Source organism: Nitrosomonas sp. Nm51, from assembly GCF_900111165.1.
In the GTDB taxonomy this organism is placed as follows: domain Bacteria; phylum Pseudomonadota; class Gammaproteobacteria; order Burkholderiales; family Nitrosomonadaceae; genus Nitrosomonas.
Genome location: NZ_FOGH01000006.1, coordinates 47,085 through 61,317 on the forward strand (window position 1 = coordinate 47,085; position 14,233 = coordinate 61,317).

Annotated in this window: 16 protein-coding genes; all 16 read left to right on the top strand. The window is 47.9% G+C overall.

Annotation, left to right across the window (positions count from 1 at the left end; genetic code table 11):
• The first annotated feature begins 9 nt into the window (after positions 1-9).
• The 16 genes from BMY60_RS03960 to BMY60_RS04035 all read left to right on the top strand — a co-directional run bounded on the left by BMY60_RS03960 (position 10) and on the right by BMY60_RS04035 (position 14,022).
• Positions 10-318: a c-type cytochrome gene (locus BMY60_RS03960; protein ID WP_090331391.1), complete on the top strand. Its 309-nt coding sequence runs from the start codon at positions 10-12 to the stop codon at positions 316-318.
• A gap of 13 nt (positions 319-331) precedes the next feature.
• Positions 332-634, top strand: coding sequence for a hypothetical protein (locus tag BMY60_RS03965; protein WP_090331393.1), 303 nt, complete (start codon positions 332-334; stop codon positions 632-634).
• A gap of 189 nt (positions 635-823) precedes the next feature.
• Positions 824-1,576, top strand: a complete 753-nt coding sequence (fnr, locus tag BMY60_RS03970; protein WP_090331395.1) for a fumarate/nitrate reduction transcriptional regulator Fnr — start codon at positions 824-826, stop codon at positions 1,574-1,576.
• 290 nt (positions 1,577-1,866) lie between these two features.
• On the top strand, positions 1,867-2,592 hold the full coding sequence (gene rpsB / locus BMY60_RS03975) for a 30S ribosomal protein S2 (RefSeq protein WP_090331397.1): 726 nt from the start codon (positions 1,867-1,869) through the stop codon (positions 2,590-2,592).
• A 193-nt stretch (positions 2,593-2,785) separates the two neighbouring features.
• Positions 2,786-3,670, top strand: coding sequence for a translation elongation factor Ts (tsf, locus tag BMY60_RS03980; RefSeq protein ID WP_090331399.1), 885 nt, complete (start codon positions 2,786-2,788; stop codon positions 3,668-3,670).
• A 37-nt stretch (positions 3,671-3,707) separates the two neighbouring features.
• The gene (pyrH, locus tag BMY60_RS03985; RefSeq protein ID WP_090331401.1) at positions 3,708-4,421 is read left to right on the top strand and encodes a UMP kinase; all 714 of its coding nucleotides are present in this window, start codon (positions 3,708-3,710) and stop codon (positions 4,419-4,421) included.
• Positions 4,422-4,490: 69 nt separating this feature from the next.
• Positions 4,491-5,048 (top strand): ribosome recycling factor, encoded by a 558-nt coding sequence (gene frr / locus BMY60_RS03990; RefSeq protein WP_090331403.1) that lies wholly within the window; start codon positions 4,491-4,493, stop codon positions 5,046-5,048.
• A 1-nt stretch (position 5,049) separates the two neighbouring features.
• A complete protein-coding gene (locus BMY60_RS03995; RefSeq protein WP_090331405.1) occupies positions 5,050-5,799 on the top strand; it encodes an isoprenyl transferase in 750 nt (249 codons plus the stop codon).
• A 99-nt stretch (positions 5,800-5,898) separates the two neighbouring features.
• Positions 5,899-6,723, top strand: coding sequence for a phosphatidate cytidylyltransferase (locus tag BMY60_RS04000; RefSeq protein WP_090331407.1), 825 nt, complete (start codon positions 5,899-5,901; stop codon positions 6,721-6,723).
• Complete coding sequence (gene ispC / locus BMY60_RS04005) at positions 6,720-7,916, top strand: 1-deoxy-D-xylulose-5-phosphate reductoisomerase (protein WP_090331409.1); 1,197 nt, start codon at positions 6,720-6,722, stop codon at positions 7,914-7,916. The genes BMY60_RS04000 and ispC overlap by 4 nt, the downstream gene beginning before the upstream one ends.
• 176 nt (positions 7,917-8,092) lie before the next feature.
• Positions 8,093-9,460 (top strand): RIP metalloprotease RseP, encoded by a 1,368-nt coding sequence (gene rseP / locus BMY60_RS04010; protein WP_090331411.1) that lies wholly within the window; start codon positions 8,093-8,095, stop codon positions 9,458-9,460.
• 2 nt (positions 9,461-9,462) lie between these two features.
• Entirely contained in the window at positions 9,463-11,796 is a 2,334-nt protein-coding gene (gene bamA / locus BMY60_RS04015; protein WP_090331413.1) for an outer membrane protein assembly factor BamA, read from the top strand.
• Positions 11,797-11,825: 29 nt separating this feature from the next.
• Positions 11,826-12,383: an OmpH/Skp family outer membrane protein gene (locus BMY60_RS04020; protein ID WP_371264186.1), complete on the top strand. Its 558-nt coding sequence runs from the start codon at positions 11,826-11,828 to the stop codon at positions 12,381-12,383.
• A 78-nt stretch (positions 12,384-12,461) separates the two neighbouring features.
• A complete protein-coding gene (gene fabZ / locus BMY60_RS04025; RefSeq protein WP_090331417.1) occupies positions 12,462-12,905 on the top strand; it encodes a 3-hydroxyacyl-ACP dehydratase FabZ in 444 nt (147 codons plus the stop codon).
• A 34-nt stretch (positions 12,906-12,939) separates the two neighbouring features.
• Positions 12,940-13,551 carry a ribonuclease HII gene (gene rnhB / locus BMY60_RS04030; protein ID WP_090331419.1) on the top strand — a complete coding sequence of 204 codons (612 nt, stop codon included), beginning with the start codon at positions 12,940-12,942 and terminating at the stop codon, positions 13,549-13,551.
• Positions 13,552-13,572: 21 nt separating this feature from the next.
• A complete protein-coding gene (locus tag BMY60_RS04035) occupies positions 13,573-14,022 on the top strand; it encodes a CopD family protein (protein ID WP_090331421.1) in 450 nt (149 codons plus the stop codon).
• Positions 14,023-14,233: the final 211 nt, after the last annotated feature.

A 14,233-nucleotide genomic window follows, 5' to 3' on the forward strand; every position in this document is an offset into this window, starting at 1 on the left:
GAGTCAATAATGAAAAAATTAAGAGTAGTGTTAACGTTTTTTGCAGCAGCTGCGTTGGTTGGCTGCGGCAGTAGTAATGACTATACGCCGCCTGCAGACGCGTCAGGTGAGCGGATTTTTAGCACCGCCTGTTCGGAATGCCATAAACCGTTAAAGGGTGATGTGGCCATGATTCTGAGCGAAAACATGGCTAACAAGGATGCGCTGAAAAACAAAGTTAAGAATGGCAGTATGAGAATGCCGGCATTTCCAAATATTCAAGGTGATGCGGCAGATCGTTTGACGGACTACCTGTTGGAAAATAGTGAAGTGAAATAACAATATTCGGTTAATGTATCATTTGTCAGAGGATTTCTGGTCCTCTGGCGGCTTAAGCAGCTGTTTAATAAACAGCTGCATAGTGATTGCAGGGCTTGAAACGGATTCGGCATGTGCGCTTTATTATAATTGTACTTTCTCCCGACGCACCGATTTTCATTCTCTCTCAGGAAAGCTTTTTCAGCGGCATGTTAACGGCCAGCCAGAACAAAAACACTTGATTCTTCTTCGGGCAGGGGTCAAAAATCCTGTAAACGCTGCCAATCTCATTGGCAAAATACTGTTTGAAATTGATTGGAAAGCAGGTTTCGGCTGATTCAGGCGCTATGGCAGATGGCGTATCTGCACTGGAGCCTGACTTAAGAATATCAACACATCATCACTATATGACAGTAGAATGATGCTTAAAGATTGAATAACGGTTTTTGATTCAGATCAATAAAATGATTTAAAAGCCTAATGCGAGCAGTTCCAGCCTGTTAAACCATGCTACGGATATAAGCGTTTGTTACCGGAAGGTTTTTTTTCGACAAATTTTGATGTTTCCCGGCTTCGTTCAAGCTGCGCGACATGTAGTCTGCGTGAATTGTGTTTGCCGGTAGGTCTTGATGACCGGGAAATCAGTGTGCTTGGAGAAGTGGTCAGTCATAAAAAGAAAATTCCGCGGGGGGGATATCTTTATCGTGCAAGCATAAAATTCCAGACGCTGTATGCTATCAAGAGTGGTTTTTTTAAAACATGTATTCTTGAGGAAGGCGGACGTCAGCAGGTAACGGGATTCCACATGACCGGCGAGCTGCTTGGTTTAGATGCTATTAGCAGTGATTTGCATACTTGTGACGCAATTGCCTTGGAAAACAGCGAAGTGTGTGAAATTCCTTTTGCCAAATTGGAAGAAATCGGCCGGACAATTCCTTCGTTAATGCGTCATTTTCATAAAATCATGAGCCGTGAGATTGTGCGCGATCATGGTGTCATGGTGTTGCTCGGCAGTATGAAAGCCGAAGAGCGCCTGGCATCGTTTCTGTTGAACATGTCCCGACGTTTTGCGATTCGTGGCTATTCGGAGACCAGCTTTAATCTGCGAATGACGCGCGAAGAAATCGGAAGTTATCTGGGATTAAAACTGGAGACAGTAAGCCGCGCTTTTTCAAAATTACAGCAAGAATCTGTTATTTCCGTAAATAACAAGCATATACAGATTCATGATCTCGAACGTTTGAAGTTAAAAATGGGTAATTCTTCCTGTGCCACATAAATTCTCCCATGAGTTTAATACTCTATCTTTATAATCTTCATTCTTTATGGTCCGCTGCTTTTGTCAGCTTGAGTGCCGGTCTGAAAATGCTATAATGCCCGGGTGGCGGATGAATAAACAATTGTATTCGATTCGATGGTAGTTTGAATGCTGTGTCTGTCCTAAAATTGTTTTTATTTCACACATTCACCTGATAGATAAAAAAGGGTGCTTCGCAGTTTTCCCTAAAAAGAAGAGGGGAGCGGCGAGGTCACTTGGTGAATGGCGGTTCAACCCTTAAAGGAGAATTCATGTCAGTAACAATGCGGCAAATGCTGGAAGCAGGCGTTCATTTTGGTCACCAAACACGCTTCTGGAACCCTGGAATGGCACCCTACATCTTTGGCCATCGGAATAAAATCCATATTATCAATCTGGAACGCACCTTGGAAAAATACGAGGAGGCGATGAATTATGTGCGCCAGCTATCAGCAAACAAAGGCGTTATCCTGCTTGTAGGGACCAAGCGCCAGGCGCGCGATATCATACGTGAAGAGGCGACGCGGTGCGGTTCTCCGTATGTTGATCAGCGCTGGCTGGGTGGCATGCTGACCAATTTCAAAACCATCAAGCAATCGATTAAGCGCTTGCATGATATGGAAACGATGGTGCAAGAAGGCATGCTGGAAAAAATGATCAAAAAAGAAGCGCTGGATATGCAGCGCGAACTCGATAAACTGAACGCCAGCTTAGGTGGTATCAAAGAAATGAAAGGCCTGCCGGATGCGTTGTTTATCGTTGATGTAGGTTACCAAAAAGGCGCGGTTACTGAAGCAAAAAAACTGGGCATACCAGTCGTGGGTGTGGTTGATACGAATCATAATCCTGAGGGGCTGCACTATATCATTCCAGGTAATGATGATTCCAGCCGGGCGATCCGTTTGTATGCGCGCGGTGTGGCGGATGCGATTCTGGAAGGACGTAACCAGGCGCTTCAGGAGATCGTCGAAATGAGTGCCGAGGATTCATACGAATAAATATGGAAAAGAACGGCTGTGCCGTTCTTTTTTATTTTTCTGGTTGTGTTTTTATAATGGATATTGCCGGTTACATTCTGCCGGTGCATTTTTTGTCAGGTTCAGCTTCTTGCATAGGCATGATGCAAAATTGAATATCCATTCAAAATGAATAATTAGACTTTGTTTAAACTGTATCTGGAGTAAAAAAAATATGTCGGCGATTTCCGCAAGCATGGTAAAGGAATTACGCGAGTCAACAGGGCTTGGCATGATGGAATGTAAAAAGGCCCTGACGGAGACCAATGGTGATATGAAAGCGGCAGAAGATCTGCTCAGGATTAAAAGCGGCGCCAAAGCAAGTAAAGCCGCCGGGCGCGTTGCGGCGGAAGGTGTTGTGGGCGCTTTTATTGCTGCCGATAATCAATCGGGCGCCCTGGTTGAGGTCAACTGCGAAACGGATTTTGTTGCCAAAAACGAGGATTTTATCAAATTCGCCAACGATCTGGCTGAACTGATTGCAGAAAAAAAAGAGAGCGACCTGCAGGCCCTCAGTGAAACCGCCTTGTCTGACGGCGAGACAATCGAGGCGGCACGCAAGGCGCTGGTAATGAAGCTTGGTGAAAATATCAGTATCCGCCGTTGTACTTATCACGCAACAAATGGCCGACTGGCTTCCTATTTGCACGGAACCAGAATTGGCGTTATGGTCGATTATCAGGGTGGCGATGAGACTCTGGGTAAGGACTTGGCGATGCACATTGCCGCCAGCAAACCGATGTGTGTTTCCAAAAATCAAGTATCCCCGGACGTGCTGGCGCATGAACGCGAAATCTTCGTGGCGCAGGCTGCCGAGAGCGGCAAGCCGGACAATATTATTGAGAAAATGGTCGATGGACGTATTGCAAAGTATCTGGCCGAGATTACTTTGCTGGGTCAGCCGTTTGTCAAGGATCCTGAGCAGACGGTAGAGAAACTGTTGGCAAAAAAATCTGCAGCAGTGAATGGATTTACTTTGTTTGTTGTCGGCGAAGGTCTCGAAAAGAAAACAGAGAATTTTGCGGAAGAAGTTAAAGCGCAGATGGGCCAGGCTAGATAGGCATGATAACCGCTTCATTCTTTTAAACAGTACGAACATGCCTACGCAATACCAGCGCATTTTGCTCAAGCTGTCAGGAGAAGCGCTTATGGGTGATGATAGCTATGGTATTAATCAGGCCGTAATTGGCCGTATTGTTTCAGAGATTGCGGAAATCAACGACCTGGGTGTCGAAGTCGCCATAGTAGTCGGTGGCGGCAACATTTTTCGTGGCATGAAGACGGCCAACGATGGCATAGAACGCGTGACAGCGGATTACATGGGAATGCTGGCTACCGTTATGAATGCGCTTGCATTACAGGACGCAATGAAGCAGGCGGGGCTTGTTCCCAGGATACAATCGGCTTTGCGTATTGACCAGGTTGTCGAACCATATATACGTGGTAAGGCGATACGGTATTTGAAAGAAGGCTGGGTAGTTATTTTTGCCGCCGGAACGGGAAATCCTTTTTTTACAACCGACACGGCTGCAGCGTTGCGCGGCATGGAGATGAATGTCGACATTATGCTCAAAGCAACCAAAGTCGATGGTATATATTCCAGTGATCCTAAACTAGACCCGCAGGCAACACGTTTTCAGAAAATATCCTTTGATGAGGCGCTTGACAAAAATCTGCAGGTTATGGATGCAACTGCGCTGACATTGTGCAGAGATCAAAAATTACCGCTCAATGTATTCAGTATCTTCAAGCCAGGTGCGCTCGGACGTATTATCCTCGGGGAGGAAGAGGGAACTTTTGTTATGGTTTAACTTTGATGCCGGCTGTTATGTTCATTCGTTATCAATTACTGCTGGTGCGCAGCTTATGGAAAGATGATTATGATTGCAGATGTAAAGAAAACTGCTGAACAGAAAATGCAGAAGAGCCTGGAGGCGTTAAAAGTCGATTTAAGTAAGGTCAGAAGCGGGCGCGCGCATACTGGCCTGCTTGATCACGTGATGGTCGATTACTATGGCGCGCCAACGCCCGTCAATCAAGTGGCCAATGTCAATTTGATCGATGCGCGCACAATTGGCGTGATTCCATGGGAAAAAAAGATGGCCGGTGCTGTTGAAAAAGCGATCCGCGAATCTGATCTTGGGTTGAATCCCATGTCGGTTGGCGAAACCATTCGTGTTCCTATGCCGCCATTGACCGAAGAACGCCGTAAGGAATTGACGAAAGTTGTCAAACATGAGGCGGAAAACGTCCGTGTTGCCATGCGCAATATACGCCGGGACGCTAACACCCAGTTAAAAGAGTTATTGAAGTCCAAGGAAATTTCAGAGGATGAAGAGCGTCGTAGTGAAGATGAAATACAAAAAATAACAGATCGTTACATTGCTGAGATTGAAAAGATTTTGCAAGCAAAAGAAGCAGAATTGATGGCTGTTTAATATGTCTCAAGGTACAAGCTCCACGCGAGAAATACCTGAAACCGGACCAATACCGAAGCATATAGCCATTATAATGGATGGTAATGGACGTTGGGCAAGGAAACGTTACTTGCCCCGGATGGCAGGACATAAACAAGGGATTGAAACTGTCCGTAATGTCATTAAGTCCTGTTCTGATCACGGTGTCGAATATCTGACACTTTTTGCTTTCAGCAGTGAAAACTGGCGGCGTCCTGATGATGAAGTTTCATTTCTGATGCAGCTTTTTGCCGGCGCTCTGGAGCAAGAGATTTCCAAACTGCATGAAAACGGCATACGCTTTAAGGTGATTGGTGATATTTCCAGATTTGAATCCAAAATTATTCAATTTATCCAAAAAGGCGAGCAATTAACCGCAAACAATTCCAAGCTGACGCTAACGGTAGCGGCGAACTATGGCGGACGCTGGGATATTTTGCAGGCCATGCGACGGTTGATAGAAAAATCGGCTGATTTACCGGTGCATTTGAATGAAGAAAATCTTGCGCAATATCTTTCTATGTACTACGCACCCGAACCTGATCTGTTCATACGTACGGGCGGAGAATGCCGCATCAGCAATTTTTTATTATGGCAGCTTGCCTATACGGAATTATATTTTACCGATACGCTTTGGCCGGATTTCGATGAAAAAGAATTCGATCTTGCTATTCAATCATATCAGCAACGGGAGCGGCGTTTTGGCCAAACCAGCGAGCAAGTTCAGCAATAAATGGCTTGATGCAATCAGCTTGCGTGGTGCTAGCCAGCTGGCTGCTGTTAATTTTTTCTATTGTCGTTCTGACAGGTTTCAACGGTACAGCAGGGAGTTATGCTAAAAACCCGCATCCTGACTGCGTTCGTGGTGTTACCGCTGTTTTTATCCGCTTTGTTTTATCTGCAGGATATATTCTGGGCTGCCTTAATACTGGTTCTGACAGTTATCGCTGCGCGGGAATGGTGTTATCTGGCTCGATTCTCAGTCAGAAATACCGTTATTTTCATGGTGCTGACTACATTACTGGGCGGTGAACTGCTGTTTTTGTTAAGCGAAGCGGTAGAGACCGATCCCTATGCGCTGACTGCAATCTGGATTTATGTGCTGTCAGTGTTTTTCTGGGTTGGTTACGTGCCTTTGATGTTGAAAAAATCGATTGCCGTCAACCATACAATCATGTTGACGGTAATGGGCTGGCTGGTATTATTACCAACTGCGCTAGCGCTCTATCAGTTACGCGCCGTCAGTCCGCTTCTGCTGCTGGGTTTTATGGGAACCATATGGATTTCAGATACAGCAGCTTATTTTACGGGCCGGACTTTCGGCAAACATAAGCTTGCCTTTCATATCAGTCCGGGAAAAACCTGGGAGGGCGTGGCCGGTGCCATGTTAGCGGTGGCGGTTTACGGATTTGTCTGGGTGTATGTATTTGCTGAAGGCGCGTATTTGCTGTCGTTGGTGCCTTTGTTGATGGCTCTTGCCATGCTGGGCATTATTGGCGATTTGTTTGAATCATTGGTCAAGCGTCAGGCGGGCGTCAAGGATAGCGGTAAAATTCTGCCAGGACATGGCGGTATTTTGGACCGGATCGACGCGCTGACACCGTCTTTGCCTTTGGCCATTCTGGCATTACTACTTTTTAATTCTTTTCAATCATGAATAAAATTCGCCATTTGACGATTCTGGGCTCCACGGGCAGTATCGGCGAGAGTACGCTTGATGTTGTTAACCGTCATCCCGATCTGTTCAATGTCATTGCACTCACTGCAAATAACAACACCGATAAAATGCTGGCGCAATGCATACAATTCCGGCCGCGTTTTGCCGTGATGCTGGATGCCGATCAGGCCGGCCGCCTGGCACGGGCTATCGATCAAACTGAACTCGATACGATAGTTTTGTCCGGCATAGAATCACTGGAAAAAGTTGCCTCAATGTCTGACGTGGATGTGGTCATGGCGGCTATTGTCGGTGCAGCCGGCATACGCCCGGCATTTGCAGCGGCACGGGCCGGCAAACTGATATTATTAGCGAATAAAGAGACGCTGGTTATGGCAGGGCGTATATTTATGGACAAGGTCAAGCAACATGGTGCAACGTTGCTGCCTATTGACAGCGAACACAATGCAATCCATCAGTCGCTTCCACATGATTTTGATGGAAATCTGCCAGGTAAGGGTATCCGGCGTATATTGCTGACTGCTTCGGGAGGACCTTTTCGAAGTGCGTCTCTGGATTCACTGGCACATGTAACGCCGGAACAGGCATGCGCCCACCCTAACTGGGATATGGGACGTAAGATTTCTGTCGACTCGGCGACCATGATGAACAAAGGGCTTGAAGTCATCGAAGCGCATTGGCTGTTTAATGCTGCGCCCGAGAACATCCAGGTCGTCATTCATCCGCAAAGCGTTATTCATTCAATGGTCGAATATATTGATGGCTCTGTGCTGGCGCAACTCGGAAATCCGGATATGCGCACACCGGTCGCGCATGCCATGGGGTATCCGAAAAGAATTGAAAGCGGTGTATCGTCGTTAAATATGTTCGATGTTGCTCATTTGAATTTTGAAAAACCGGATTTTGAACGATTTCCCTGTCTGAGGCTGGCTTATCGGGCGCTGGAAATGGGCGATAACATGCCTGCCGTACTTAATGCGGCTAATGAGGTCGCGGTCGAGACATTCCTTGAAGAAAAAATGCCCTTTACTGCGATCCCGGCCATGATTGAGCATGTCATGAATATATCGGAACGGGAAACAATGCACTCGCTTAATGATGTTCTCAAGGTCGACAGCGCGGCCCGGGATGCGGCGCGTGACTGGCTCGGCACATTCAGGCAGACTGCTTGATTTTCACGTTGTGTTGATTTCTCTGATGATAATATAGTGCTTCTTCTGAATGGTAGTACATAAAAAAATCGTGAATAGCACACAGACAATTTGCAGGATAGCGAAAACAAAGCGCTATGGCTTTTGTCTGGTCAATCCAGCGGAATCTCAATAACGATTTTACACACTGAGCTGACATGTCAATATTTTTCACACTTACAGCATTCATTGTAGCACTTGGTATTCTGATAACCTTCCATGAATTTGGTCATTACCTTGTGGCGCGCTGGAATGGCGTCAAAGTACTGCGGTTTTCCGTCGGCTTTGGCCAGCCTGTTTTCCGGAGACGTTTAGGCAAAGATCAAACCGAATGGGTTGTGGCGGCCATTCCTTTGGGCGGTTATGTCAAAATGCTCGATGAGAATGAAGGCAAGGTTGAAAAGAAAGACTTGCCGCGCGCATTTAACCGCCAGTCGGTCGGGCGCCGCTTTGCCATTGTAGCCGCCGGGCCGTTGGCTAATTTTTTACTGGCAATCGTCATATACTGGTTCATGTTTGTGCTAGGTGTCGAGGGTATCAAGCCCATGCTTGGCCCTGCCGTGCCCGATACGCCGGTAGCCAGGGCAAATTTTGAGCAGGGTGAAACCATTGTCCGCATTCAGAATGAACCCGTCGAAAGCTGGCAGGATGCACGCTGGACGCTATTGCGCTATACAGTTGAGCGATCTGATACCGTGACCGTCGAGACGGTTGACCAAAGCGGTGCAATCAATTGGCGTCAGCTTGATTTAAGTGGTATTCACCCGGATGAACTGGATGGGAACGTGCTCGGCGTTATCGGATTCAGTATTTATCAGCCTGAAATCAAGCCGGTGATTGCAGAAGTCATGTCCGGCGGTGCAGGTGAACGCGCGGGAATGCGGGCGGGCGATGAAATTTTGGCCGTTGATAACCGGGACGTCTACAGCTGGATTGAGTTTGTGCCTGAAGTGCAAAAAAACCCGGGCCGCGCTTTGGTTCTCGATGTGTTGCGCGGCGACCGCATCATCACGTTGACTGTCACGCCGGATTCGGTTGTAGAGAATGGGCAAACGGTAGGGCGTATCGGCATAATGCCGGAAATTGATCAGTCACTGTTCGAAGCGATGCGCGTTACCGTGACCTATCCCGTTGGCGAGGCGGTCATGATCGCAATGAATAAAACCTGGGAGACCACCGTGCTGACGTTGAGCATGCTCTCTAAAATGATTACCGGCGACGTTTCCTGGAAAAACGTAAGCGGACCGATTTCCATTGCCGACTATGCCGGGCAATCGGCACAAATGGGGCTGGCTTCCTATCTCGCATTTCTGGCTTTGATCAGTGTCAGCCTCGGTGTTTTGAATCTGCTGCCGATCCCGATTCTGGATGGCGGGCACCTGATGTATTATGTCATTGAAATGATTAAAGGTTCTCCTGTCTCTGAAAAGGCCATGCTTATCGGTCAGAAAATTGGCTTGTTAATGCTTTTTACACTCATGACATTCGCGATCTATAACGATATTCACCGGCTGGCTACTGGTTAGTAATGAACTACTACAGGTATCTTGCCGCGCTTTTTGGCTTGTTATGCGCAGTGGCAGTATGGGCCGGAGAGCCGTTTGTCGTTCAGGATATTCGTGTTGAAGGCATACAGCGCACCGAGGCCGGAACGGTTTTCAGTTATCTGCCTGTCAAGGTTGGCGATATCATCGATGAAGCGAAAGCAACTGACGCGGTCAAAACACTATACGCGACAGGATTCTTTAAAGATGTGCAGTTAAAGATGGAAGGCGGCGTACTGATTGTACAGGTTGAAGAGCGGCCGGCGATTGCACAGATTAATATCAATGGTGCCAAGGCATTCGAAAAAGACAAGCTCAAGGAAGGGCTCAAACAGGCCGGGTTGTCCGAATCGCGAGTATTCAGCCGTTCTTTGCTGGATCGGGCCGAGCAGGAATTGAAGCGGCAGTACCTCAGCACCGGGAAATACGCCGTTAAAATCACCACAACCACAACGCCGCTGGATAGAAACCGCATCAGCATTAATTTCGATATAGTCGAAGGACGCACAGCCCGCATCAAGAAAATCAATTTTGTCGGTAACGCAGCGTTTGATGACAAAACGCTGCGCGGTATGTTTGTGTTGACGACGCCCAATCTGCTCACCTGGTTTACCAAGAATGATCAATATTCCAAGCAGAAACTGTCTGCGGATCTGGAGACGCTGCGTTCGTATTATCTTGATCGCGGCTATTTGGAGTTCAGTATTGATTCCACGCAGGTATCGATTACGCCGGATATGAAGGATATTTATATCACCGTCAATGTTACCGAGGGCGAACAGTATACCGTTTCTGACATCAAACTGGCGGGTGACTTGATTGTGCCCGAGGAAGAACTGCGGGAACTGATATTGCTGCAACCCGGGGATGTGTTTGCACGCGAGAAATTGACCGAATCGGTGCAGCTGATTTCCGACCGGCTTGGAGATGATGGCTATGCGTTTGCAAATGTGAATGCGGCGCCCGAGCTGGATCATGAAAACAGACAAGCGGCTTTCACGTTTTTTGTCGATCCGGGGCGGCGGGTTTATATACGCCGGATCAATATCACCGGAAATGACCGTACCAAGGATGAAGTTATCCGTCGTGAATTCCGCCAGATGGAAGGTGGATGGCACTCTACTTCGAAAATCAACCTGTCCAGGCAGCGCATCGACCGGTTATTGTTTTTTAACAGCGTCAATGTGGAAACGCCACCCGTCCCGGATGCGCCCGACCAGGTTGATGTCAATGTCCATGTTGAAGAAAGACCGACCGGCGCCATCATGTTTGGCGCAGGCTTTTCAGACCGTGAGGGATTGATCCTTAATGGTTCGGTTTCGCAAAACAATATTTTCGGCACGGGTAACCATTTCAGTTTTCAGGTGAATACCGGCCGTATTAACCGCGTGTTTGCCATATCGTTTAACAATCCATACTTCACCGTCGATGGCATCAGCCTGGGTTTCGATGTATTCAGAAGAAGCCTCAATACATCGCGCTTATCCAGAGTGAATGCTTTTAAAACAATAACTTCTGGTGCAATCCTGCGTTTCGGTCTGCCTATCGCTGAAAACGACATCGTATCGTTTGGTGCGGGCGCCGAACAAACCAAAATTGGTATATTTGAAAATAGTCTTCCGCGAACAGTAAGATTTGTCGAGCAATTCGGATCGACCGCAAACAATCTGCCGCTTACCGTAAGCTGGGCGCGTGACCGGCGTGACAGCGCGATCTACCCGACTTCGGGTACGACGCACCGGCTGTTTGGCGAAGTCAGTGCTCCGGGGGGCGATCTGAATTATTATAAGCTCAGTTACAATCAGAAAACCTATTTCCCGCTGACCAAAACGTTTACGTTATTTTTAAATACGGAATTCGGTATCGGTGACGGCTATGCCGGCAAACCGCTGCCGTTCTTTAAAAACTTTTTTGCCGGCGGTAATAATTCGGTGCGCGGTTACGATCTGAATTCTCTGGGTCCCAGAGAGCCGGTTCCGGGCTCTGACAGAACATTTGCACTGGGTGCCAGCAAGCGTGTGGTTGCGAATCTTGAATTATTGTTTCCAATGCCTTTTATGAAAGACGACCGGTCTGTCCGTCTGGGTGCCTTTATCGATGGTGGCGCGGTGTTTGATAATTTTAAAAGAAAAACCGTATTACTGGAAGGTTTTTCGGTGGAACAAGGGCTGCCCGATCTGTTACGATTCTCTGCAGGGATTTCAGTGACCTGGGTTTCGCCTATGGGTCCTTTGAAAGTCAGCCTCGCCAAGCCGCTTAACGATAAACCGGAGGATAATTTGCAAATGTTCCAGTTTCTGTTCGGACAACAATTTTAAGCCGAGTTAAAACCGTACAGGATAATCTATTGAAAATTAAGCTTCTGTGGTGGAAGCCACACTATCTTCTCGTTCTGGCGGCAGCAGTCATGCTGCCGCTGTTCAGTCCGTTGATTCATGCGGATGGTATAAAAATTGGTGTTGTGAACACTGAAAAAATTTTGCGTAAATCTATTCCAGCGCTGAATGCCCAGCAGAAAATTGACCAGGAATTCATTCCGCGCGATGCTGAAATCAAGGAAATGGCACAGCAGGCGAAAGTATTGCAGGATAAGCTGGAAAAAAAGGGCGCGGCCATGAACGAAGCCGACAGACGCGAACTGGAACGCGAACTGGCGAATCTGAGCCGTAATTACCAGCGCGCGCAGCGTCAGATGCGCGAGGATTTAACCGTGCGCCAGAATGAAGAATACGGCGTGATCCTGGAACTGACTGATAAAGCCATTCACTTTATAGCGAAAAAAGAAAATTACGATTTGATTCTGCAGTTGCAGGATTCTGTCTATCGCAGCCAGCGTATCGATATTACCGATCAGGTGATTGACGTACTGAATGCAAAAAAGGGAAAAGATGCGGATCAGCCATAATTGGGTCTGCAAAGCAGAACCCCGTCCGGTTATACTGTGCGCAGCGAATAAATCTTACGAATCAATAAGGAAAATCCGATGAATACCATGGACATCCATGAAATCCTTAAATATTTACCGCATCGCTATCCACTGTTGCTGGTGGATAAGGTGTTGTCGATTGAACCGGGAAAAAATATTGTCGCGGCTAAAAGCGTGTCGATCAACGAACCGTTTTTCCAGGGTCACTTCCCGCATCACCCGGTAATGCCAGGTGTGCTGATCGTGGAAGCCCTGGCGCAGGCGGCAGCGTTGCTCACGCTTAAAACCAGTGGTGGAACCAACAAAGAGGATACGGTGTATTATTTTGTCGGCATTGATAACGTCCGTTTCAAAAAGCCGGTGATGCCGGGAGACCGGTTGATTCTTAAAGCCGCTATCGATCGTGAGATAAAAGGCCTGTGGAAATATACCGCGCGTGCCGAAGTTGATGAGCAACTGGTGACGGAAGCCAAACTGATGTGTACAGCCAGAAGTGTATAAGCAATAAGCGGTAGCATTAACCGGAGACCGATTATTGCAGACTGTTGCAACCGTATCCCGACAAACAGCCCGGCTGATTGGTGGGGTCGACGAAGCAGGCCGTGGACCGCTGGCCGGACCCGTGGTAGCCGCCTGTGTGGTACTGGGTGCGCAGTACGATTTGCCTGGCTTGGCGGACTCCAAACAATTGAGTGAGAAAAAACGCAACAGCCTGGCGGCTGCAATCAGACAGCATGCCAGGGCCTGGGTGGTGGCATCGGCAACGGTCGCGGAAATTGACCGGCTGAATATCCTGCAGGCAACGTTGCTGGCTATGCAAAGAGCGGTTGCACAGCTGCCGATGACGCCCGGTCTGATAATGATTGACGGGACGCATAGTCCGAAACTTACAATTCCGGTGCGCACCGTGATCAAAGGTGACAGTCGGATTGCCGAAATCTCCGCCGCGTCCATTCTGGCAAAAACCACACGTGATGCCGATATGATGGCGCTGCACCAGCGTTATCCGGAATACGGGTTTGACCGGCACAAAGGTTACCCGACCAGGCGGCATATCGCCGCTTTACAAATGTATGGTATAACAGACATACACCGGAAAAGCTTCGCGCCTGTTCAAGCCATTGTAAAATCTATCGTTAATCGCTGAATTATTCATAAAGGAATCGACATGGAAACCCTGAAAGTTGTGCATATACTCGGCGTCGTTATCTGGGTGGGCGGCATGTTCTTTGCCTATATGGTATTGCGGCCGGTTGTCAATCAACTGTTACCGTCACCGCCGCAGATGCTCAAGTTCTGGCAAATGGTTTTTGCCGGCTTTTTTCACTGGGTATGGCTGTCCATTACGGTGATTCTTGCAAGCGGATTGCACATGATTTCTCAAATGGGCGGGTTTGGCAGGTTACCCTTCAATGTGTATCTGATGTTTGCCATCGGTTCCATGATGATGCTGATATTTCTCTACGTGTACTTTACCGCTTACCGGAAGCTGAAACGTTATGTGGCGGCTGAAGAATGGGAATCGGCGGGTATCGCGCTGGTGCAGATACGCGTCCTGGTTGGTTTGAGCCTGATTCTGGGTTTTGTAACCATTGCTATCGCCATTCTGGATGCCTAGTGCTCTATCAATATGATATTGCCGGGTTCAGTGAGCTTGTCAGCGACCATGGCAAGGCGTGCCTTGCAGGCAATAGTTGTTCTATTGTCGAAAGGCGCAACGCAGACCATGGACGCTGACAAGCTCACCCACAGGGCGTTACCGTGGTGTTCTGCAACTGCGTTACAGCACTTGAAAAGGGAGCAACCCTTTCCTGCGTGCTGCGCCTTGT

What these genes read in the sequence shown, in the direction of transcription:
- BMY60_RS03960 (WP_090331391.1), top strand. Translation starts at nt 10, where the DNA reads ATGAAAAAATTAAGAGTAGTGTTAACGTTTTTTGCAGCAGCTGCGTTG.
- BMY60_RS03965 (WP_090331393.1), top strand. Translation starts at nt 332, where the DNA reads ATGTATCATTTGTCAGAGGATTTCTGGTCCTCTGGCGGCTTAAGCAGC.
- rpsB (WP_090331397.1), top strand. Translation starts at nt 1,867, where the DNA reads ATGTCAGTAACAATGCGGCAAATGCTGGAAGCAGGCGTTCATTTTGGT.
- tsf (WP_090331399.1), top strand. Translation starts at nt 2,786, where the DNA reads ATGTCGGCGATTTCCGCAAGCATGGTAAAGGAATTACGCGAGTCAACA.
- pyrH (WP_090331401.1), top strand. Translation starts at nt 3,708, where the DNA reads ATGCCTACGCAATACCAGCGCATTTTGCTCAAGCTGTCAGGAGAAGCG.
- frr (WP_090331403.1), top strand. Translation starts at nt 4,491, where the DNA reads ATGATTGCAGATGTAAAGAAAACTGCTGAACAGAAAATGCAGAAGAGC.
- BMY60_RS03995 (WP_090331405.1), top strand. Translation starts at nt 5,050, where the DNA reads ATGTCTCAAGGTACAAGCTCCACGCGAGAAATACCTGAAACCGGACCA.
- BMY60_RS04000 (WP_090331407.1), top strand. Translation starts at nt 5,899, where the DNA reads ATGCTAAAAACCCGCATCCTGACTGCGTTCGTGGTGTTACCGCTGTTT.
- ispC (WP_090331409.1), top strand. Translation starts at nt 6,720, where the DNA reads ATGAATAAAATTCGCCATTTGACGATTCTGGGCTCCACGGGCAGTATC.
- rseP (WP_090331411.1), top strand. Translation starts at nt 8,093, where the DNA reads ATGTCAATATTTTTCACACTTACAGCATTCATTGTAGCACTTGGTATT.
- bamA (WP_090331413.1), top strand. Translation starts at nt 9,463, where the DNA reads ATGAACTACTACAGGTATCTTGCCGCGCTTTTTGGCTTGTTATGCGCA.
- fabZ (WP_090331417.1), top strand. Translation starts at nt 12,462, where the DNA reads ATGAATACCATGGACATCCATGAAATCCTTAAATATTTACCGCATCGC.
- BMY60_RS04035 (WP_090331421.1), top strand. Translation starts at nt 13,573, where the DNA reads ATGGAAACCCTGAAAGTTGTGCATATACTCGGCGTCGTTATCTGGGTG.